We start from the raw sequence: 20,909 nt of genomic DNA on the forward strand, positions 1-20,909 counted from the left end.
CATGAGCGATTGACTTCTCGCGATTGATGCACTCCCTTCATCCGGATGCCGTCGATCACCACGCGATCCTCTTCGGTCAACCGCAACTCCGTCTGGCGCATGACTACACCTCCTGTTCGAACCAAGCGACAAGGCGTGAAGTGCATTCATGTTTTGTTACTTTCGTGTCACTATCACTATAGTGGGCACGCATGAGCACCGTCCTCGACTATCGCTACCTCTCACCGTCCGCCCTCTTGCCAGAGGGCATGGCTTCCCGGCTGGCCCTGGCCACCAGCGGCGGCACCTCGCCGGCTGGCGAGGAGGCGCATCCGTACTTCTTCAGCGCTTTCGTCGAACATCCTTCGGTGGTGGCGACGGCACTGCTGGCGGTGGCGCGCGTGGCGCGCACGCGCTTCTACGTGCCACCCAACATGCTGGCCGCGATCCTGCGTGCGGCCGATCCGGTCGTGACATCGACCCCGCAGGGGCTGCGCTTCGAGTCCTTCAGCGCCTGCTGCGGCGTCTATGCCCGGCTCGACGTGGCCAGGGAGGCCCTGGACATCCACCACTGCGCGCCCGGCGTCACCAACGTTGATGTCAACCCGCCGCTGCGCCAGGCGCTGGCCGGCGTGCAAAGCCAGGACCAACTGCTGCTTGGCGTCGGCGACGAAGCGCTCCAGGTCAGCACCGGCAGCGCCCGCCTGATCGAGGAGAAGGTGCCCTTGCCGGGCCGGTGGCTGAAGGGCTTCGCCGAAACGCAGTACGCCTGCGCCGGCATGCGCCTGCATCACGCGCTGGATTTGGCGGCGACCCGTGCCTTCCTGCAGGCGCTGCCCCGGCAATCGGCCACCAAGGCCGTGATGTGGGCCGTGCCCGCGTTGCGCTCGCTGCGTCTGGCCTCCCACCCCGCCGCCGGCGCGGTATGCGTGGCCGGGCCGGAACGCCTGCGCGTGCTGGAACCGCTGCTGCGCTTTGCCACCGGCCTGCGCGCCTACGGGCCCGAGGTCGTTGCCGCTTCGCTGCCCGTCGCCAGCGCATGGGTGCTCGACCTGCCCGGTGGGCGTTTCACCGTGGCGCTGAGCCCTGAGAAGTCGCGCGGCTTCTCCGGCGAAGGCGGCGTGCTGCACGGCCTGGCCGGCGACACCGTGGCCGAGGACGCCGACCTGATCGCCACGCTGCTGTCCTTCGAGCCCCGCATCGACATTCCTCGCCTGGCGCTGGCCAGCGCGCTCACGGTCGCCCGCGTGGGCGATGCGCTCGGCGTCCTGGCTTCGTCGGGACAGGTGGGATTCGATCTGGCCGATGCGGCCTACTTCCACCGCCCCCTGCCGCTGGCGCGCGGCGCCCTGGCCGACATGCATCCGCGCCTGGCCGACGCGCATCGGCTGGTGGAAGCCGGCGCGGTCCTGCCCGGAGTCGGCCATGGTACCTACCGGGTGCACTCGGCCGACCTGCGCTACGAGGTTCGCCTGCACGAAGGCGACGCGGTCGACCGCTGTACCTGCCCGTGGTTCGCCAAGTACCGCGATACGCGGGGCCCCTGCAAGCATGTGCTGGCGGCGCGCATCTTCAGCAGAGGGAAACAGGAATGACGGCGCTGACCCTGACACTCGACGCGCGCCGTGCCCACCTGCGCCAGGCCGTGAAGGCGAGCGGTGACGAGTCTTTGGCGGAACTGCGGCAGGCGCTGGCCGGTGCCCGCGAAGACGAACGCCAGGCGCTGGCCAAAACTCTGCCGCCCTCCCGCTGGTTCAGGCAGGAGGGTTTTACCCGCCGTGCCTGTCTTGCGCTCGCCGGACTGGGCAACCCAAAGCAGATCGTCGACGCGCTCATGCCTTTCGAGCCCGTGAAAGTCCGCGCCCTAAAACCTCATGCCGGCGTCGTGCAACAGGCCGTGTTGGAAGGCACGCGCGACCGCGAAGCGCCCTGGCTGCACGCCTTCATCGACACGATGGCGGATCACGGGTCAGGTCTGCATGCACAGAACTGGGCCATCGCGCGAGAACTGGTCGTGTCGCGCCGGCTGCGTCCGGATTCGCTGGCGTACTTCAACCGGCTGGTGCAGTGGCTGGTCGTTCGCCAGACCGACGGTGCGCCCCACAAGCCGACGGGCGCGCAGATCGCCGACGCCCTGCTGGCCGATGCCTACCTGATGGAGCATGAGTTCCTGCAGTTCTTCCGCGTGGAGGGCATGGGCGGCAACTACCAGCTCACCGACTGGAATGCGGCGGGTTGGGATGACGCGCTGCGCCTTGTATGCGAACGCCGACCCGGTCTGCGTGAGGAACTGCTGCGCGAGAGCCTGGACGCCCTGCTGCGGGACTTCTCTGCGAAGAACTGCGTCTGGTACCACCGCGTCCATCGCCTGCTCGAGCCTTCGGCCGAAGACATCGCCCGGCATGCGCTGCGCTACTGCGCCGTGCTGGCCACTGCGCCCAGCACTTCGGTGGGGCTGGCGCAGGACATGCTGCTCCGGGGCGCGAAGGCCGGCAGGGTCGACGCCGATGCGCTTATTGCAGCTTCCGGTGCGGTGCTGTTGCGCACCGAGAAGAAGCTGCTCAAGGCGCAGCTCGCGATTCTGGCCGCGCTGGACGCAGACGAAGCGCAGTGCCAGGCCATCGCTGCCTTGGTGGCCGGCGTGCGTGACGCATTGCCGCCGGAGCTGCGGTCGGCCGCGGACCGGCTTGGGGGGACCGACGCTCAGGCAGACGCCCCCGCCGCAGCCGAAGCCGTGGCAGGCGATCCGGTTGCGGTGCCGCCTCCGCGCCGCAGGCCGTTGCCTACTTCCATTTCTGCCCCCGAGCCCATTCAGGATGAGGCCAGCTTCGTCGCCGGGGTGGCCGCGCAACTGGAAGGAAGCGGCGACGGCGCGGACCTACCCCAATTGCTGGCCTATGGGGCCGCGCATCCGCGCATGGCGGTGGACGCGGCGCTGCTGCAGCGCGCGCAGGAAGTCTTTGACGGCGTCTGGGATGCGAATGCTGCCTCCCCCCGCCGTCATCTGGCCGCATGGCTGCTCGGCCGCGCGGGCGAGGCGGCGAGCCTGGCCTTCCGGGGCTATCGCCGCTATGTGACTGTGCGTCCGGGCGACGCGGACCCCGAAGGCGCCGAGATCGAGTCGAACACCAGCAAGAGCAGCACCTATGACGTGGAAAGCGGCGAATGGAAGCAGGTGGCCGTTCACCACTCCCGCTCCGGCTACCGGTTCTTTCCCACACATTCGCCGGCCGGGCTGCTGATGGCGCAGTTCCGGGCCGAACCGTTGGCGGCCCCGCTGGTGTACCGACCACGCACATGGCTGCGCGCGGTGTGCGAACTGGGCGAGGGCACTTTCGGCCGCGAGCTGGAGGTCCTAGGGGCCCAGCCCCGGCCCCTGTGGCTGACGCCCGATGAAGCCCTGCCGGACGCCACGGCCGGCTTCGCGCAGCGCGCCCTCGACGTGTCGCGCGTGGCCGCGGAATTCACCTTCCGGGCACAGGAAGCGCGCGAGCAGGACGGCTTCGAGCAGATCGTGCAGTGGACGGCCTGGCTGCTGCGCGAGCACCCCGACACGCTGGCCGCGCATTTCCATCCCGCGTTGTATACGGCAACGGCGGTGGTGAACCTGCGCGGCATCGGCGCGCTGATGCAGGCGCTGGGCGCCAGTCGGCAACTGCCGGGCGGGCCCGTGTATTCCGCGCTCGCGCTGGGCCTGTCGGCGAAGGAGGCTGCGCCGCGTGCGCAGGCCGCAGAGGCGGTCGCGGCGCTGGCGGCGTCCGGGCTGCTCGATCCCGAATGCTTTGCGGCCGAGCTCGGTGCGCACATGGCCGAGGGCTTCGCGATGGCCGGGCGCGTGGCGCAGGCGCTGGCCGATGCGGCCTCCATCGGTGCGCTGTCCGGCTATCGGGTGTTGCAAACCCTGGCGGCGCTGCTGCCCGGTCTGGACGGCGTGAATGGCGCGGCCCGGCTGGTGGAGCTGGCCGCGCGCCTGTCGGCGGTCTACGGCACGCCTCTCGCGCTGCCGGCCACGCTGGCGAGCAAGGCGAAAGGGGCCTCGGTGATGGCGGTGGCGCTGAGGGCGCTCGCCGCCGGGGGCCCCGGCCCCACGGATCTGGCCCACGAGGCTGCCGCCGAAGCACACGCCACCGAACACGAACAGGAACAGGAACTTCAGGGATGAGCTACGACAACGTATGGGACTGGTATCGCGACCTCGGCCGCCTGGTCACGCAGGGCGCGAGCCTGCAGGATCTGCACGCGTCCCTGTGCGCGATCCGCGATGCGGGGCCCCATCTGCGGGACGGCTCGCCGGCTTGCCTGCGCCAGTTGGCCACGACGTGGACGCAGCGGCCCGCATTCGTGCCGATCCGGCTGGCCGAGCTGTTCGAAGGGCAGGCGGTTGCGCACAGCGACGACTACGTGCTGGCGATGGTCGCCGGTCTCGGCGGGCGCCATGAGTGGGAGGTGCGTGCCTTCATGCTGCGCCACGACCGGGCGCTGCGCGACGAGACCTTCTGGCGCATCTTCGAGGTGGAAGGCGGCGGCGAGATCTCGCTGGCCAACGTCGACAAGTTCTCGCGCGAAGAGGGGAACTGGCACCACACGGTGGTCGACCTCGTCGCCGACGGCACGCTGGATCGAGCGCGCGTGCTGCGTGCTTGCCTACAGGCACTGAACCGCGATTTCTCCGCCTACCGGGCCGGCTGGTTCTCGCGCGTGTACGCCGCGCTGGCGCCGAGCGCGCAGGAGGCCGCGGCCGACCAGGCGCTGCTGCGTCTGGGCCTGGTGTCGCCCATCACGGCAACCGTCTCACTGGCCGTCGTACAGCTCGCCGCCGTGCACAAGGCCGGACTGCTGGAGGCGGATCCCTTCATCGAGGCGGCCCCTGCCGCCCTGGCCGGCGGCAAGGCGAGCGCGCTCGCGGTGTTGCGCGTGCTCGGCGCGCTCGGCGCTGCCGCGCAGGGCGAGAGCAAGGACGGCCACGCCCGGCGTGCGGATGCTGCCGCGCAGGTGATCGCGCAAGGCGCGGCCCATCCACACGCGGATGTGCAACGGGCCACGCTCGCCGCGCTCGCCAAGCTCGGACGCACCGAACTCGTGGTGCAGGCCAGCGGTTCGCTGTCGCCCGCCGTCGCGGCGGAACTCGCGCCCGAGGCAGGCGCTGCGGCTTCGCTGGAGGCGCCGTCCTCCGCGTCATACCCCGTGCCCGCCGCCGCGCCCGTGCGGCCCTTCACTGATGACGATGCGGTCGAGCGCTGGGCCGCCTTGCTCGAGACTCCGCGCGATGCGATCGAGTTCGAGCTGGGGCTGGCCTGGCTCGCCGGACCCGCTACGGCCGGCGCGCCGCCGCTTGTTGAACGGCTGGCGCCGCTGCGCAAGCGCGCTTTAAAGCTGGCGGAGCGGGACAGCTCGCACTTTCCGGCCGTTATGCTGGCCGTGGTCTTCGAGCCCGCGAACGAGTTCCTGCCGCAGACTTACTTCCGGTCGACGACGACCTTCGTGCGCGACGGCGAGACCGTGGTCAAGCAAGGAGAGCGCGAGGACCGGCCGACGGCGGAGCAGAGCAGCGTGCTGCCCAGCTTCGTCGTGCGTTTGCGCGAGGTGGCTGCGATCCTGCAGGGTCGGGCCGCGCGGCGGCCGCTGCTGGCCACGCCGACCGACACGCTCGGCCGCGTGGAGGCCGAAGTGCTGCTGGAGCGGCTTGCCGAAACACGGCAGCTGGGCCAGGCGGATGCCAGCGTCGCACCGCTGTCCGCGGACCTCCAGCAGGCGCTGCTGCGCGTGCCGCCCGACGCACAGGGCCAGGTTCTGGCCGCGGCCGCTGTCGCGGCCCCGCTCGTCACCGAGGCGCTGCGCATCGAGTGGCGCAGCCGCGGCTCCGAGACGCTCAAGGCCGACGGATCACCGCAGTGGGTGTGGTGGGACCCGCGCATCCATGCCGATCCGAGCGAGCAGCCCTCGTCCGCCGACCCGGCGCTCATCCCGTCCTCGCCGATGGAGCTGTGGCGCTCCTACCGCGGCACCACCGATCTGGTCACGCACGAACTGGCCCTGGTGCACCCACCCTCGACCCTGCGGCTCACGGCCGTGGGGCTCGAGCTGCTGAACCACACGATTTCCGGCGAGGTCGAGCACCACGCTGGGCCGCTGCTGGAGGTGCTGGCCGCCCATCCCGGTACTTGGACGGCCGAGACGGTGCAACTGGTGGCTCTTGGCATGTCGGCCGGGCAGGCGCCGCTGCGCGCCCAGGCGGCCGAGCTGCTGGTGGCGGCCATACCCGCCCGCCTGGCCGTGGCGCAGGCGGCGCGCGGCTTCGCGGACTGCGCACCGGCCTGCGTGCTCACGCGCTGGGCGGCGTCCTTCACGGATGTGGCCCGGATCGACCCCGGCCTGGTCGTGCAACTGCTGGGCGCGCTGTTGCCCCGGCTCGACCGGGCGACGCGCGGCATCGGGGCCTTGCTCACGGTTCTGCTGGACGAATCCCTGCGCATCGGGGCGGGCGCGCCATCACCTGCGCTGCGCGAATGGCTCGCAAGCTTCACCGGGGCGTCGGCCGCGGCCAAGGCCGCGAACGCACTGCTGCGTTGAACCGCGAGGCACCGTGCCGATGGGCCGAATGCTCGGGGGCCTTGCCTGCCAGCGAGGTCCCTTCCTTTTTGCTGGACATGAACGATGACTCAAAACCCCTGGCGCATCCCTGCGACCCATGATCCCCAGACCCGCGAGCACCTCGCCCGCTGGGAAGTGCTGCGCAGCGCAGGCCGTTTCGAGTGGGACGCAGACCGGAGCGCCACCTGGCAGCAGGTGCCGATGACGCCACCCTACGCTGCGCTGCGTGAGCCGCTGGCGTCGGCCGGGCTCGACCCCGACACGGCCGCAAGGCCCGCGCACGACGACTGCCTCACGCAGTTGCGCAAGCGCGCGGCCGCATGGTCGGTGCAGCAAGCCGCGGCGGCCTTCGTCGCGGGCCTGTGGTCTGCGCCTGCCGCGTGGCGCAGTGCCTTGCCCGGCGTGCTGATCGCCCGCGCCATGCCCGCGCACCCGTTCACGCCGTGGAGCGCGTCATCGTCCGATCTGTGCGAGGTCTGCGGCTGGCGCCAAGGTCCTGTGCAGTTGCTGCAGGCCTGGGCCTTCCGCCTCACTGTCGGCACGCCGCTGGACGGCGACCCCGCGGGTCACGCCCAGGTGCTGCAGTGGCTGGGCGACGCGCGCCCCGAGCCCACCGAGTACGACCGCTGGGCGCTCGGCGCCCTTCGGACCGTGCTGCGCAGCCTGCCTGCCGCCACACGCTACTCGGCTGCCGCCGAGGCGATCGCGGCGACCAAGATCCTGCGCGGTGCGCACACGCCGGTGGCGGTGCTCGAAGACCTGGCGCTGGTGGGCGTGCTGGCACCGCCCACGCACCCCGGCATGGCCGAGCGCTTCACCTCCTATCGCGAGCGTGACGCGAGGCCCAATCTGCGCGTAGAAGTGCAGGCGCCGCTGGCCTGGTGGGACAGCAACGTCGGACAGCACGGTGTGCGCACCGAGTACTTCGACGTGCTGTTCGGGGGGCTGGACATTCCCACCGTGTCGCTCGAGGCACCGCGACCCGTGCCGCTCCCGGCGGCCAAGGACAGCCTCGACGGCGGCCTCGCGGCGCGTGCGCGGGCGCTGGCGCCGAAGCAGCCCAGGGCCGCCGCGTCGGTGGGCGACGGGCCCGCCGCGGCGGGCGATGTGTGGGCCATCCGGCTCGAGCCCGGCCGCTGGGTGACGGTGTATGTGCATGAGGTGCGCGAACGCGTGCGAGCGTATGCGCATGCGGAGTTCCTAGCCGGGGTTTTCAGCGACCTTCCCGATGCAGCGGACATTCCCGTCCGCGTGCAGCCGCGCCGCAGCGGCCGCGCGCCCACCTGGGTGCATTCGCTGGACAAGACGCCGTGGGTGCGCCGCATCGCGCAGGGCCGGCATGCGCCTGCGGGCGACGGAGCGCGCCCGCACGACGGCGGTTGGGGCGCCGCGAAGGAACTGCGCCACCTGAGCAGCTGGCACTACGACTAGTGTCCCTTGAGCTTGGCAAGGCGGTACGCCATCTCTTCTCGAACCTCCGCGTCCGAGTGAGCTGAGAAAGCCCTTAAAGCCTCAATAGCTTCCGGGGTTCCAATATCGAGGAGGGGCTGCTGTCATAGCAGACGTCAAGTCTTTCCAGAAACAGGTGAGACGGCTAGCGCAGGGTATCGTGCATGTCGCCTCTTGGCCGACTGTAGCCGGTAGCCGCGTCGGCCTGTTTGGGCCCATACCGGCTGTACATGATTCTCAAAAGCGGACGTCCCCGGTCAGCCGAGCGTCGGCGAGCCATTGAAGGCAGGGGTTCGTTTCATCATCTCGACAAGAAAATCCATCGCTGCGCGTACCGGCCCAGCGCTCTTCAGGTCGCGATGGACCACCAGCCAGATGTCTCTGGCAAATGATGGCTCATCGTCGGCGACGCGCAGTAATGTCTCGTCGGCGTCGCCCAAGAAGCAAGGAAGCCCGCCCACGCCTGCCCCCGCTTGGACCGCTGCGTGGTGGCTGTTGATGTCACTGAGCTCGCAGGCGATTGGGCGCTTGCCCGCCACGCTGCGAAGCCACTTTTGCTGTGGCATGTCTTCAAAGCGCGCGTCATAGGCAATGAACTCCCAAAGCTCCGGGTGCGAGAGAGCCTCGTAGCTCCGACTGGCGTACAGAGCGAAAGCCATGGTTCCCAGCTTCCGCACGACGCTGCCTGGTTCCTTGGGCCGGACCAGTCGAACGGCAATGTCCGCCTCGCGCCGACTCAGCGACACCTGCTGCGCCTGGCCGGATACGGACAGCTGGATGGCAGGAAACCGTTGGCGAAACTCCGTCAGATGCTGCGCCAGGAAGCTGGCCACCAAGACCGGCGGCACGCTGAGGGCAACTTTACCGGCGAGTGGGGACTGGCTGGCGCGGACGGTTCGCTCGATGGCGAACGCATCGTCTTCCAAGGCCCGCGCCAACGCGAACACGTGGGACCCCACGTCGGTCAGGCGGCAGGCCCGCGGCAGTCGTTCCACGAGGCGCACCTGCAAATCGCGCTCCAAAGAGCTCAGTCGACGGCTGATGGTCGCGTGATCGACCTTCAGCTCGCGGGCCGCGCCTGACAAGGTGCCCGAGCGAGCCACCGCGATGAAATGCCTGAGGTCTTCCCAATCGAACATCTGTGCATTTTCTCCAGGATGAGTTGCATTTTCTGAGAATTTACGCACGGCGGCGCGACGCCTAGATTCGAGCCCTTCTCTGTCTCCAGGGGCGCCGTCGATGGTTACCGTTTCCTTAAACCACCGCCAGCGAGGGACCTTGGTCGCTGCGGGCCTGGGCTTCGTCGTGGTGTTGCTGGATGTCAGCGTGGTCAACGTCGCGCTTGAAACGTTGCGCACGAACTTCGGCACCGATGTCGCCGGGCTGCAGTGGGTCGTCAACGCCTACACGCTGGTGTTCGCGGCGCTGCTCCTGACCTCGGGAGCGTTGGGCGACCGGATGGGCGCCAAACGGGTTTTCGTGGCGGGTTTCGGTGTCTTCACGATGGCCTCCCTCGCCTGCGGTCTCGCGCCGAGCCTGAAGTTGCTGGTGGTCGCGCGCGTCGTCCAAGGCATGGGCGCGGCGCTCCTGGTTCCCAGTTCCCTGCTACTGCTGCAGCAGGCTTTTCCGAATCCTGCACAACGCAGCCGCGCAGTTGGTTGGTGGGGAGCAGCCGGAGGTATCGCGCTGGCAGCTGGTCCGGTCCTAGGCGGCCTGCTCATCACGCATGTGGGATGGCGTGGCATCTTTCTCATCAACCTGCCGATTGGCGTGCTCGGGTTGGCACTGACCCTGCGCTATGCGCCCACCGCAGTCGCGAAGGCGGGTCGTGGACTCGACCTGCCGGGTCAACTCGCAGCCATCCTTGCGCTCGCTTCGCTGACCGCCGCGCTGACAGAAGCAAGTCGGCTGGGATGGTTGCATCCATGGGTCTGCGGCGGAATGGCCCTGTCGCTCATCAGCGCAACCGCGTTCTACTGGCTGGAGCAGCGCAGCAAGGCGCCAATGCTTCCGCTGTCGTTGTTCCGCAGTGCGACCTTCTCGACAGTGACTGCCGTGGGTCTGGTGGTGAACTTTGCGTACTACGGGCTGGTGTTCGTCTTCAGCCTGTTCTTCCAGGCGGTCCAGCAGTTCACTCCGCAACAGACCGGCTTGGCCTTCTTGCCGATGACGGCCATCCTGATGGTCATGAACATCGTCGCCGGACGATTGGTCACCCGCGTGGGTACTCGCGCTTTGATGGTCGCCGGACTGGCGCTCGCGTCGTTGGGCTATCTGCTGCTGCTTCGCGTCGAAGCAGACCGCCCCTATCTGACGCTGGTATTGCCGATGTTGCTTGCAGCCAGTGGTATCGCGTTGGTCGTTCCGACGATGACCAACGCCACATTGTCATCAGTGGATGCAGCCTATGCAGGCATCGCTTCTGGCGTTCTCAACTCGGCCCGGCAGATTGGAGGCATGCTGGGCGTGGCTGTGTTTGGCTTCTTTGTGCGAGACACGGAACCAAGCCTCTTTTTGAGCGGTATGCATGTGTCGATTGCACTGGCCGTCGCTCTCTTGTTCGCCGGAGGCATCCTGAGCTGTCTTGGCTTGAAGGACGGAATGCCCGCAGCCGACGCTGCCCAGTCGCCAACCAGCCCTTCGTCATAGTTCCTGACCCCGCCTGGATGTGTGGGCGAATGAAAATCCGATGAACTCAAGCCTGCGCCTTTTGTTTCAGCCAAAGCCCGAAGTCCATCATCACCTTAACAACTGGCTTCAAGCGCTCGCCATCGGCCGTCAGCGCATATTCGACCCTCACAGGCGCGGTGGGATGCACCGTGCGCTTCACCAGACCCGCCTCCTCGAGCGCGCGAAGGTCGAGGGTGAGCGAGCGCTGCGAAATACCGGGAACGTCTCGCCGTAACTCACTGAAGCGCTTGGGCCCATCGACGATATAGGACACAAGGAGGAGCCGCCATCTGCCACCCAAGAGGCGCATAGCTTCCTCCACCGAGCAACCCGTCACGTTTGCTTTCATAGCACTTCTTTCAGAAAAACGCGGTCGGTATACTTTTTTAACCTACGTGCAGTTTTATTGCCTTCTTCCAATTTTATGCCTGCGCCATAGCATGGCTCCACGGCGCTTCCGGCGCCTCTCATATTGGAATGAACCTGCATGAAGCTGTACTACATACCCGGGGCCTGCTCGCTTTCGCCCCATATCGTCCTCAATGAACTCGCCCTGGACGTCACCCTGGTCAAGGTGGACTACAAGACTCACAGGACCGAGGACGGCCGCGACTTCCATGAAATCAGCCCATTCGGCTATGTCCCACTGCTGGAACTCGATGACGGCACAGCACTTCGCGAAGGTCCGGCCATCGTGCAATATCTGGCTGACTTGAAGCCGGAATCCGGCCTTGCACCGATGAACGGGACCCTCGAGCGCTATCGCCTTCAAGAGTGGCTGAGCTTTCTGACGTCTGAAGTCCACAAAGGCTTCATCCCCCTGCTGTACTCGGTGCTTGCCGGCAAATACGTCGAAGCCGTCAAGCCGAAGTTGGCAAGGCGCTATGCCTGGATTGACGAACAGTTGGCTGGCCGCGACTACCTCATGGGAGAAACGTTTACTGTGGCCGATGCCTACCTGTACGCGCTGACTGGCTGGGCCCAGGCACCGTGGTTGGAATCCGTCTACAAGGCCGACATCCATTTCGATGGCTTGCGCAACCTCGAAGCTTGGTATGTCCGCATGCGCGGACGGCCGGCCGTCCGCAAAGCGCTCGATACAGAAGGGCTCAAGTAGCCATCCAAGTCAGTCTGGAACCACTGTGGAGATTCTTTTTGAAGCCGAGAGCATGCCAAAGGCCGCTCCAGCCCCATGGGAGGCGGACTGCTGGCAACGCGCCCAAACGTCCGCTGTTGGCCGCGTCCCGCCCCCTAGTCATAGGCAACAGTTGCGGCATGGGTTGGCAGTTCGGCTCGCAGCTTGGCAAGGCACTCACGGAGTTGCTTAGCATCGCGAGGATTGCGGTCTGCGAAGTCGGCCCAGTAGACAAATCGCAGCCGGTGCGGCATTTCCATCAACCCCGTGATTGCGTCCCAGAAAGCATCCCTGTTCCGGCCGTACCACCCTGGAAAGTCGAGCGAGTTCATCAGTCGGTTCTGAAGTTCGAGCGAACTGCTCACATCGCTCAGCTCTACCGTCACCTCGTCTTTACGCGCCACCATGCCGTTCCAATCTCCTCATTTCTGGCACCACTGAGAGTCGCTGTCGAAGGTCGGCTCCTGGCCGACTGTAGCCGGTCGACGCCTTTCCGCGCTGCACTCAATGAACACCGCTCCGCCTTCACGCGAAGCTTGGCGAACGAGGGAGTCAACGGCATGTCGAACATCCTCGCCATCGATGTTCTGAATTTCGAAGCGCTCTGCCGACCAATCGGACGCGAACTCCTGGAGCTCTTCATGCGCCCAGACGGCACCGAGTGCAAAGCGCTGCGACAGGCGGCCTATTCGTAGTGCTTGGACGACCGCTTTAAGTGTGTCTTGGTCCCCTAGAACCCAGCCGTCTTCAGAACCGTCAAGTTTGGCGTGGCCGATGTACACGGAGTAGTGGGGCATTGCTTCCCGATGAAGTCGGCCACCATGCTCCTCCAGTCGATTCATGACCTCTGGCGCCACAACGGCGCCGGGCGGGATGGCCAACACAAAATTCAGCCCTTTCAATGCTGCCATGTATTGCGTCAGCTTGAGTTCATAGGTGACACGCACGCGTGGGCTCGCTTTGCTCAGGACCACAAGTTCGTCAGTCGTATAGCTTGGCAATACCCCTCGCGGTGTGCCACTTTTGACGTCAGTCATTTTGCTCAGGGCCTCCAGCGCGCATAGATAAAGGTCCGCTTCGGGCGGCATTGTGAGACACGTTCGACCGACCGGTTCTGGCTGTGAGCAGCATGCCATGTTGCTCTCTGGTCGACTGGTGAGTCTCGGACCTTTAATGCCGTGGCATCGCGCACACGCGCTGCTTTATGGGCCGTGTCTCAGAGTTCTCAGCGCTGGCTCAGCCCGATGGCCGCACTCGCGCGAGCGAGCCTGCCACAGACTTTAATGGCAAAGAACACCGGAAGTGGCGCTGGGGATCCGAAGGACGCCCGAGCCCACGACAAGCATCGGTCGATGACATCTGGCGCTTCGCCAAGGTCTGCCGCTAGCAATGATGATGCGCCCCTTCTTGGCGAGCTTCGGATGAAGCCGCAACGCTGCCATCCGCTGTCGCGAGATTACATCGGCGCGTGTGTCGCGCTGGATCCCGAGGTGTCGCGAGCGTGCAAGCCAGGCGCATCACCCCGCGAAGACGAAAATACCTGCCTTATGAACCCGCCGAGCCTGCTCACCGCCCTGCTGCCGCTGATGGCCGACCTAGCTCAGGACCTACCTGAGGCCGAGCGCCACCGGCGCCTGCTGGAGACGCTGCGCGTGCTTCTGCCCTGCGATGCCACCGCCATGCTGCGCCTGGACGGCGACTCGCTGGTGCCGCTGGCGGTCAATGGTCTGGCCGGCGACACACTGGGCCGACGCTTCCGGGTGGCTGAGCATCCCCGTTTTGCGCAGCTGCTCGACGCACCCGGCCCGGTGCGCTTCGCGGCCGACTGCGGCCTGCCCGACCCCTTTGATGGCTTGGTCGACGGCGTGCAGGGCCATTTGCCGGTGCACGACTGCATAGGCTGCGCGCTGCGGGTCGATGACAGGTCCTGGGGACTGCTTACGCTCGACGCGCTGGAGATCGGGCGCTTCTCTCGTGTGGAGCTGGACGTGTTGCAGGCATTTGCCAGCCTAGCCGCCGCCACGGTCGCGCTGGCCACCCGCATGCACGGCCTGGCCGCGCGCGCCGAAGACGAACGCCAGCGCGCCGACAGCTACGCGCGGGCTGCGAGCCAGGCGCCGCGCCACATGGTCGGCCACAGCGCCGCGCACAAGCGGCTGCTCAAGGACGTCGCGTTGGCCGGCCCCACCGACCTGTGCGTGCTGATTCAGGGCGAGACCGGCACCGGCAAGGAGTTGGTGGCGCAGGCGCTGCACGCCGCATCCGCGCGCGCCGCTCGCCCGCTGGTCAGCATCAACTGCGCAGCGCTGCCCGACAACCTGGTGGAGAGCGAGCTTTTCGGCCACGTGCGCGGCGCCTTTACCGGCGCGGTGGGCGATCGGCGCGGCAAATTCGAACTGGCCGACGGTGGCACGCTGTTCCTCGACGAAGTGGCCGAGCTGCCGCTGCAGGTGCAGGCCAAGCTGCTGCGCGTGTTGCAGGGCGGCCAGCTGCAGCGTCTGGGCTCCGATCGCGAGCACCGCGTGAACGTGCGTGTCATCGCGGCCAGCAACCGCAACCTGGCCGACGAGGTGCGCGCGGGCCGCCTGCGCGCTGACTTCTACCACCGGCTCAGCGTGTATCCGCTGGTGGTGCCGCCGCTGCGCGAGCGCGGGCGAGACGTGCTGACCATCGGCGGCTTCTTCCTGGAAGAGGCCCGCTCGCGCATGGGCCTGGGCGCGGTGCGGCTCGACGCCGGCGCGCAGGCCGCGCTGCTGGCCTACGACTGGCCCGGCAACGTGCGCGAGCTCGAGCACCTGCTGGGGCGCAGCGTAGTCAAGGCGCTGGGCCGGCATGCGCAGAGGCCGCGCATCCTGACGCTGGGCGCTGAGGACCTCGGGCTGGGCACGGGCCACCTCGGCCTGAGCACGGCCGGCGCCGCGCAAGACGCTGCCGCGCCGCAGGCCGCCGCCATGCCGGCGCAAGGCCTCGGTTTGCGCGACGCCGTGAGCGACCTGGAGCGCCGCATGGTGCTGCAGGCGCTCGCGCAGAACGGCCAGCGGTGGGCTGCTGCTGCGCGCGACTTGCGCATCGACCCAGCCAACCTTGCGCGGATGGCGAAGCGCCTGGGCATCGCGCGCGGCTGAGCCGCGGCGGCCTACTCCAGCGCCGACGCTGGCCCGAAGAACTCGAAGCGCGACTGCGCGTCTGGCACGCCCCAGCTGCGCAGCCCGCGGCGCACCTGCTGCATGAAGGGCTTGGGCCCGAGGAAGTAGGCGTCGACGTCGCGCGTGTGCGCGGGCAGCCATGCGTTCAGCCGGTCCAGGTCGAGCCGGCCGACCGCATGCGGCGCGGGCGCAGATTTGTCGCTCACCTCGTCGTAGCAATAGAAGCGCTGCAGTCGCGGATGACGTGCTGCCGCCGCCTCGATCTGCTCGCGGAATGCGTGCACCTCGCCGTTGCGCGCGCAATGGATAAACACCACGTCGCGATCGGTGGCCAACGCCTGCTCCAGCATCGCCAGCGTCGGCGTGATGCCCACCCCGCCGCTGATGAGCACAACCGGTCGGTCGCTGTCCGCCAGCACGAACTCACCCGAGGGCGGCAGCAACTGCAGCGTGTCGCCCACCTGCACGCGCTCGTGCAGCCAGGTCGAGGCCACGCCGCCGGGCTCGCGCTTCACGCTGATGCGGTAGGTCTTGCCGTTGGGCGCGGCCGACAGCGAGTAGTTGCGCCGAATGTCCTTGCCGTCCACCCGCAGCAGCATGCCGATGTACTGGCCGGGCGCGAAATCCATCAGCGCGCCTCCATCGGCCGGCGCGAAGTGGAACGAGGTGATCTCGGCGCTCTCAGCCACCTTGCGCACCACCGTGAAATCGCGCGCGCCGCGCCAGCCTCCGGGTGCCGAGGCCTGCGCGTCGTACAGCTGCTTCTCGGCGCCGATCAGGATGTCGGCGAGCTGGCCGTAGGCCGCGGCCCAGGCGTCGATCACCTCGTCGGTCGCCACCTCGGCGCCCAGCACGTCGCGAATGGCGCGCAGCAGGCATCCGCCGACGATCGGGTAATGCTCGGGCATCACCTGCAGCGCCACGTGCTTGTTGACGATCTGGGTCGCCAGCGGGCCCATTGCCTCCAGCCGGTCGATATTCTTCGCGTACATCAATACACCGTTGGCCAGCGCGCGCGGCTGGTCGCCCTTGGCTTGGTGGGTCTCGTTGAAGAAGGGACGAACCTCGGGATGCTCGGCCAGCAGCATCTTGTAGAAATGGGTAGTCAGGGCCTCGCCGCCCTGCTCAAGCAGGGGTACGGTGGAAGCGACGATGGCGCGTTGGGCAGCAGTGATCATGGAAACCTCGGTGTGTGTCGTTGGATGAATGCTGGTTGCTTCGCAACGGCCATGCCAGAAACTAAACTGTTTGAAATCAACAGCTTGCATACACCAAGTCGAATTGACAGAGGCAATAAATCGAGTCAATTTGACAATTCGCTGTCGATGTGACACGTATCAGTTCAATGTTTTCTAGTCACCGGCCGGCACTACGCGAGCGATCGACAAGCCATACTGGCGCACGGAATCCTTTGAAGGATGCTTCGCGATGCCAACCCACGCATGGCTGTCCGTGCTTCTCGTCGGTACGATCCTGCGCTTGCCTGAGGTTGGGCGCCTGCGCACGACTTCTCTCCAAGGTGTATCGACGGGCGCGGGACCGAAGCCCTCTTGCGACACGTCGGGCATTCAAACGAAGAGGCTGTGTGGCTGTGTGGCTGGTTGCCTGGGCGCTGCGGCGCGGCGGTTGAGCCAGCTCCATGGTGGATGGTGTCTCGATCAGCCCACGCGTTCCGAGGACGCGCTCAGGACCGATCTCGCTTGCAGCGCCGCGCGCCGGGGTTACCAAGTTGCAGGAGTTGCTCAGCCACCAGCCAGCTCTGGCGTTCGTTGGTGCGCACGACCTCATCGACCACCAGATCGTAGGTCGCGCGGTCGCCGTCGATGGTGGCCTGACGCCGCATCGCCTCGAATTCGAAACGTCCGAGCTCATGCACCTCGAGCAACCGCCGCAGTCGCGCGGCATCGTCGAGGAGCCCGGCCGATCGCGCCGCCATCGGAACGCCACTGCCTGCAGGCCGCATGGACGCCCCCGCCCCGAACGGTCCCAACGCCTCGGCCCGCGCCAGAACCGCCGCGACAAGGGCGTACTGCTCGCCGAGGTGCCGCGCAAACAGGTCCCGTATCGATGAGACGTCAGTGCCGCTCCACTTGGCTGCTGCATACAACTCGCACAGGGAGGTGGCGTGGGCCAGCAGCCGGTCGACCGTGACCAAGCTCCTGCGCCGCGCCTCTGACAGCAGTCCGAAGCGCGCATGCACCGGGAAAGCAGACGCATCGCACGTGAAACCCTCGGCATCGAGTGCAGCCAGGAAGGGAAGGGCCTCGCGCGCCGCTGCAACCGCCGTGCGAGGTGTCTTGGTACGAGAAGCGCGCCGTGGGACAGTCACGGCGATGACTGCTTGGCGCTGGCGGCGAGGGTTCATCGGATGCTCCTTGAATGGGGCTCCATCGTCAGTCCGTGCCCTCTTGCTTTCTTTGACGAAACCGCCGCCGCTCGACCAATTCGTGCATCGAAACGGGTTGACCGACCATTCGGCCGATGTGCACAGTTCGACCTCTCGACGGATCTACGTGCCATCGCGTCACGCTGCGTGTCGGGATAGGCAGAGCCCGCTGGACCCCGCCGCCATGCGTGGCAAGTCGCCGCTTCGCAGACGTCCGCGTGCGCCAGCAGCTTGCGAAACGACCCGTCGCGGCCACGTGCGGGCCACGATCGCGCTGGCGCTTCCACTGAAGGCCGCTTGCTTCGCAGCGCGAAGCCTGACGGCAAACGTCGGCGGCGCGAAGCGGTTCGTTACAGCGCGACGCGCGGTGTATCCGTAGCTAAGTGGCAGACGACACACCGCTGCGATGGACAATCAAGGCGAGGGGGAGCGCTTTGCGCGCGTGCGCGGCGGTTGAGTCGGCGGGTCAGCAAGGACGCGGCGGCGCACGCGCATCGTGCCCTGACGATCTGGCCGAGCGACCGCCAGCGCCGTCGGTGCAGGCCAGGGGGGGCGCGTGCTGCAACGTGCCCCTCCGCACTGCCCCCCCTTGCTGCGAGCATCACATCGAGCACGTGAGATTCGAAAAATAACCCGACCACCTTGCTGTGCCGTGCGTTCGGGTCAGCCTCTAGGGGTTCGACGGGCGCGGACAGACGGCGGCACGAGGCAGGGTCGAAACAAGCGCCCGGACAGCGAACTGACTCTCCATGTCTGCTGCCATTTTTTCCTCTGAAAACCTTTGTTCGGTCGTTGCATTGTCCAAGGCCTGTCGCTCGAGCCAACGCAGGCAGACCCTTGCCACATCGCGCCATCCGTGGTCTATCGTGAGTGAGTGGCCCCTGCCTTCGAATTGCCGCAACTCGGTCAGCGCCTTCGAATGCCGGTACATGCGAAATGCCGCCAGCGTGGTCACGTCCGGCGCCGTGTGGTCGTGCGTACCGGAAATCAACAGCAGCGGCCCGCGCGTGTCGTTGTCCGTGGCCACATGAGAGGCCGGGTTCCCAGTAACGTTCGCGAACGCGACCTCGAACAATCCGCGGACCGGCGAAGGGATGCACCACCGTTCGAACAGTGCGTCCGACTCTGCCCGCTCCAGGACATTGCCGAAGCCGTAGCGGAACTGCGCCTGGGTCAGTGCCACCGCTCTATGGACGTTCATCGGGTTGCCAAGCCCCGGCAGGCCGGCGCGCAATTGCGCGAGCGGCAGGCGGAACACCCCCTTGATCTGCGCCGGATCGATCGCGATCGCCGCCCGACAGCGCCCTTCGCCGAGCAGCTTCTGCGCGATGAGTCCACCGAACGAATGGCCGATCACCACCGGTGGCGACGGCAGACGCGCCATCAGTTCTGCGAAATGCGCGGTCACTTCAGCCAGGCTGCGACCTGCCACGAGCTCAGGGTGCGCGCGCGACATGCTCACCGTCTCGGGCTCGCCAGGCCAACCGGGCGTGTGCGTGTCGTAACCAGCGAGCCGGAACATGTCGGCCCAGCGGTGCCAGCTGCTGGCGTGCAGCCAAAGACCATGAATGAAAACAACGGATGTGCGTGCGGGCGTCATCGGGAGGTCCTCCAAGAATGGCACGCCAGCGTAGGCATTCAGCCAGCGAAACGCTTGAATGCCCTCGCTGCGACTGGCCTTCTCATGACGCGCTGCGCGCTTTCCGTGCTGTGCAGTCGTCCTGCGCAAAACCAGATCCTTGGCCACGTGCCGCCAGTTTCCGGCTACTTTGCGCAAGCGCTGCCTAGCCACAGCATTCCGCACGGCGCAAAGTTCGCGAGCCATTCCGCAACGCACATTCGCGCGCGGCTGCCGCGTCCACCCCCGCCATGCCACACCCACCCTGGTGGTCCCTCTCGATCCTGGTCTTCCTGTGGGGAGTGCCGGCCTCCACACGCCTGCCGGCGCCCACGCCGAGCCAGTGGTCCGTCGCGCCAAATCCCCTGCCCGAAAGTCCTCTCGCGAAGACAGCGGCCGACAATGCGCCGGCGCCGCACCTCAGCGGCTTTCGCCTGCTCCCCACGCCGCCGTTCTCCATGCATGCGCGCCTGGAGCTGGCCCGGCGCGCCACGCGCAGCCTCGACGTGCAGTACTACCTGGTGCAGAACGACGAAACCGGTCGCATGTTCCTGCGCGCGCTGCGCGACGCCGCGCGCCGCGGCGTGCGTGTGCGGCTGTTGCTCGACGACCTGCACACGGCGGGTTCCGACGCGCTGCTGGAAGCGCTTGCGGCCGAACCCCGCGTCGAGATCCGCCTTTTCAATCCGTTCCCCGCCGCGCGCGGGCACATGACCACGCGCGTGCTGGCCTCGCTGTTCGACATGGGGCGGCTGCACCGCCGCATGCACAACAAGTTGTTCATCGCGGACGCCTCGATGGCGATCGCGGGCGGGCGCAACATCGCGGATGAATACTTCCTGGCCGGCGCCACGTCCAATTTCATCGACATCGACGCGCTGGTGGCGGGCGCCATCGTCCCTCGACTGGCCGGCTTTTTCGATGCGTACTGGGACAGTCCGTACGTCTACCCGCTTTCCGACGTCGTGCCACGCAGCGATGCGCCGCCAAGGCTGCGCGAGCGCTTCGAGACGATGACCGCGCGCGCCACGCCGGCTGGGCCGATGCCGCAGGCGCCCGACCTGCTCGGCAACCGCCCCCTTTCCGCTGACCTTGATGACGGCAGGCTGCCGCTCACATGGGCGAAGGCCGAGGCCTATTGCGACGCGCCGGGCAAAGCGCTGGGACCGCCCCACGGCAGCGACTGGACGCGCGGCGAAGTGACGGCGCCGACCGAGGTACCCGAGGGCGTGCGATTCAACGTGGGGCGCCTGATTCGCTCGGCCCGTCACGAGGTAGTGCAGACCACGCCCTACTTGGTGCCGGGCGACGGCGGCATGGCCACGGTGCGCATGCTCCGCGCGCGCGGCGTGGCCTACACCCTGGTCACCAATTCGCTGGCCGGCACCGACGCGTCGATTGTGCACGCTGGCTACCAGCGCTACCGCCCGGCGCTGCTGGCGGCCGGCGTGCGGCTCTACGAACTCAGTCCACAGCGCATGGCCCTGGCCAGGCACGGCGGAAGGTTCGCCTCGGAGGGTGGTCGGCTGCACGGCAAGTCCGTGGTCGTGGACAGGCGCGCGCTGTACCTTGGATCGCTGAACTTCGATCCGCGCTCGGAGCGCTACAACACAGAGTTGGGACTGATTGCCTTCAGCCCCGAACTGGCGGGCCAGCTGCTGGCGCTCGTGAGCTTGATCACGCGCGAAACGGCCTACGAAGTGCGCCTGCGCAGCGCCGGCCTGCAGTGGTCGGCACCTCGCGAAGTCCTTGCGGACCGTCGGTCCGGCGGCGGCGATCACGGGAACCCGGAGCATGACGGACAGCGCGACGGTGGCGAGCAGGTGCTGGATGAGGAACCGGAGACGGCACTGTGGAAGCGACTCGTGCTGAAGCTGCTCGGGCCCCTGGTGCCCGAGTCGATGCTGTAGATCGAGGCAGCGGCGAGAGACAGGT

General features: G+C 67.3%; 15 protein-coding genes. 8 read left to right on the forward strand and 7 right to left on the reverse strand.

Going from position 1 to position 20,909, the window contains the following annotated elements:
• Nucleotides 1-191: 191 nt before the first annotated feature.
• The 4 genes from AC0IYU_RS18235 to AC0IYU_RS18250 all read left to right on the forward strand — a co-directional run bounded on the left by AC0IYU_RS18235 (nucleotide 192) and on the right by AC0IYU_RS18250 (nucleotide 8,001).
• Nucleotides 192-1,574: an SWIM zinc finger family protein gene (locus AC0IYU_RS18235; protein WP_472119724.1), complete on the forward strand. Its 1,383-nt coding sequence runs from the start codon at nucleotides 192-194 to the stop codon at nucleotides 1,572-1,574.
• Complete coding sequence (locus AC0IYU_RS18240) at nucleotides 1,571-4,141, forward strand: DUF6493 family protein (protein ID WP_472119726.1); 2,571 nt, start codon at nucleotides 1,571-1,573, stop codon at nucleotides 4,139-4,141. Before AC0IYU_RS18235 ends, AC0IYU_RS18240 begins: the two co-directional genes overlap by 4 nt.
• A complete protein-coding gene (locus tag AC0IYU_RS18245) occupies nucleotides 4,138-6,549 on the forward strand; it encodes a DUF6493 family protein (protein ID WP_472119728.1) in 2,412 nt (803 codons plus the stop codon). The genes AC0IYU_RS18240 and AC0IYU_RS18245 overlap by 4 nt, the downstream gene beginning before the upstream one ends.
• Nucleotides 6,550-6,633: 84 nt before the next feature.
• A complete protein-coding gene (locus tag AC0IYU_RS18250) occupies nucleotides 6,634-8,001 on the forward strand; it encodes a hypothetical protein (protein WP_472119731.1) in 1,368 nt (455 codons plus the stop codon).
• Between the two features lie 275 nt (nucleotides 8,002-8,276).
• On the opposite strand, the gene AC0IYU_RS18255 is transcribed toward AC0IYU_RS18250, so the two are convergent.
• Nucleotides 8,277-9,158, reverse strand: coding sequence for a LysR family transcriptional regulator (locus AC0IYU_RS18255; RefSeq protein ID WP_472119734.1), 882 nt, complete (start codon nucleotides 9,156-9,158; stop codon nucleotides 8,277-8,279).
• A gap of 100 nt (nucleotides 9,159-9,258) precedes the next feature.
• On the opposite strand from AC0IYU_RS18255, the gene AC0IYU_RS18260 reads away from it, so the two are divergent.
• A complete protein-coding gene (locus AC0IYU_RS18260) occupies nucleotides 9,259-10,668 on the forward strand; it encodes an MFS transporter (protein ID WP_472119737.1) in 1,410 nt (469 codons plus the stop codon).
• A 46-nt stretch (nucleotides 10,669-10,714) separates the two neighbouring features.
• Here the strand turns inward: AC0IYU_RS18260 and AC0IYU_RS18265 are convergent, their stop codons facing one another.
• Nucleotides 10,715-11,038 carry a winged helix-turn-helix transcriptional regulator gene (locus AC0IYU_RS18265; protein ID WP_472119740.1) on the reverse strand — a complete coding sequence of 108 codons (324 nt, stop codon included), beginning with the start codon at nucleotides 11,036-11,038 and terminating at the stop codon, nucleotides 10,715-10,717.
• Between the two features lie 138 nt (nucleotides 11,039-11,176).
• Here AC0IYU_RS18265 and gstA point away from each other — a divergent pair, with 138 nt between their 5' ends.
• Nucleotides 11,177-11,806 (forward strand): glutathione transferase GstA, encoded by a 630-nt coding sequence (gene gstA, locus AC0IYU_RS18270; protein WP_472119743.1) that lies wholly within the window; start codon nucleotides 11,177-11,179, stop codon nucleotides 11,804-11,806.
• A gap of 134 nt (nucleotides 11,807-11,940) precedes the next feature.
• Here gstA and AC0IYU_RS18275 read toward each other — a convergent pair whose 3' ends face one another.
• Nucleotides 11,941-12,231, reverse strand: a complete 291-nt coding sequence (locus AC0IYU_RS18275) for a barstar family protein (protein WP_472119746.1) — start codon at nucleotides 12,229-12,231, stop codon at nucleotides 11,941-11,943.
• Between the two features lie 15 nt (nucleotides 12,232-12,246).
• Complete coding sequence (locus AC0IYU_RS18280; RefSeq protein ID WP_472119748.1) at nucleotides 12,247-12,861, reverse strand: hypothetical protein; 615 nt, start codon at nucleotides 12,859-12,861, stop codon at nucleotides 12,247-12,249.
• Nucleotides 12,862-13,371: 510 nt separating this feature from the next.
• Here AC0IYU_RS18280 and norR point away from each other — a divergent pair.
• On the forward strand, nucleotides 13,372-14,949 hold the full coding sequence (norR, locus tag AC0IYU_RS18285) for a nitric oxide reductase transcriptional regulator NorR (protein WP_472119751.1): 1,578 nt from the start codon (nucleotides 13,372-13,374) through the stop codon (nucleotides 14,947-14,949).
• 11 nt (nucleotides 14,950-14,960) lie between these two features.
• On the opposite strand, the gene hmpA is transcribed toward norR, so the two are convergent.
• The 3 genes from hmpA to AC0IYU_RS18300 all read right to left on the reverse strand — a co-directional run bounded on the left by hmpA (nucleotide 14,961) and on the right by AC0IYU_RS18300 (nucleotide 19,103).
• Nucleotides 14,961-16,148: an NO-inducible flavohemoprotein gene (hmpA, locus tag AC0IYU_RS18290; RefSeq protein ID WP_472119754.1), complete on the reverse strand. Its 1,188-nt coding sequence runs from the start codon at nucleotides 16,146-16,148 to the stop codon at nucleotides 14,961-14,963.
• 506 nt (nucleotides 16,149-16,654) lie between these two features.
• Nucleotides 16,655-17,335, reverse strand: a complete 681-nt coding sequence (locus AC0IYU_RS18295; RefSeq protein ID WP_472119757.1) for a hypothetical protein — start codon at nucleotides 17,333-17,335, stop codon at nucleotides 16,655-16,657.
• Nucleotides 17,336-18,026: 691 nt separating this feature from the next.
• Nucleotides 18,027-19,103 (reverse strand): alpha/beta hydrolase, encoded by a 1,077-nt coding sequence (locus AC0IYU_RS18300; protein ID WP_472119760.1) that lies wholly within the window; start codon nucleotides 19,101-19,103, stop codon nucleotides 18,027-18,029.
• 122 nt (nucleotides 19,104-19,225) lie between these two features.
• On the opposite strand from AC0IYU_RS18300, the gene AC0IYU_RS18305 reads away from it, so the two are divergent.
• A complete protein-coding gene (locus AC0IYU_RS18305; RefSeq protein WP_472119763.1) occupies nucleotides 19,226-20,884 on the forward strand; it encodes a phospholipase D family protein in 1,659 nt (552 codons plus the stop codon).
• Nucleotides 20,885-20,909: the final 25 nt, after the last annotated feature.

This window comes from Variovorax sp. AC103 (assembly GCF_979254005.1).

Coding starts and splice junctions, on each gene's coding strand:
- AC0IYU_RS18235 (WP_472119724.1), top strand. CDS start 192: ATGAGCACCGTCCTCGACTATCGCTACCTCTCACCGTCCGCCCTCTTG.
- AC0IYU_RS18240 (WP_472119726.1), top strand. CDS start 1,571: ATGACGGCGCTGACCCTGACACTCGACGCGCGCCGTGCCCACCTGCGC.
- AC0IYU_RS18245 (WP_472119728.1), top strand. CDS start 4,138: ATGAGCTACGACAACGTATGGGACTGGTATCGCGACCTCGGCCGCCTG.
- AC0IYU_RS18250 (WP_472119731.1), top strand. CDS start 6,634: ATGACTCAAAACCCCTGGCGCATCCCTGCGACCCATGATCCCCAGACC.
- AC0IYU_RS18255 (WP_472119734.1), bottom strand. CDS start 9,158: ATGTTCGATTGGGAAGACCTCAGGCATTTCATCGCGGTGGCTCGCTCG.
- AC0IYU_RS18260 (WP_472119737.1), top strand. CDS start 9,259: ATGGTTACCGTTTCCTTAAACCACCGCCAGCGAGGGACCTTGGTCGCT.
- AC0IYU_RS18265 (WP_472119740.1), bottom strand. CDS start 11,038: ATGAAAGCAAACGTGACGGGTTGCTCGGTGGAGGAAGCTATGCGCCTC.
- gstA (WP_472119743.1), top strand. CDS start 11,177: ATGAAGCTGTACTACATACCCGGGGCCTGCTCGCTTTCGCCCCATATC.
- AC0IYU_RS18275 (WP_472119746.1), bottom strand. CDS start 12,231: ATGGTGGCGCGTAAAGACGAGGTGACGGTAGAGCTGAGCGATGTGAGC.
- AC0IYU_RS18280 (WP_472119748.1), bottom strand. CDS start 12,861: ATGACTGACGTCAAAAGTGGCACACCGCGAGGGGTATTGCCAAGCTAT.
- norR (WP_472119751.1), top strand. CDS start 13,372: ATGAACCCGCCGAGCCTGCTCACCGCCCTGCTGCCGCTGATGGCCGAC.
- hmpA (WP_472119754.1), bottom strand. CDS start 16,148: ATGATCACTGCTGCCCAACGCGCCATCGTCGCTTCCACCGTACCCCTG.
- AC0IYU_RS18295 (WP_472119757.1), bottom strand. CDS start 17,335: ATGAACCCTCGCCGCCAGCGCCAAGCAGTCATCGCCGTGACTGTCCCA.
- AC0IYU_RS18305 (WP_472119763.1), top strand. CDS start 19,226: ATGCCACACCCACCCTGGTGGTCCCTCTCGATCCTGGTCTTCCTGTGG.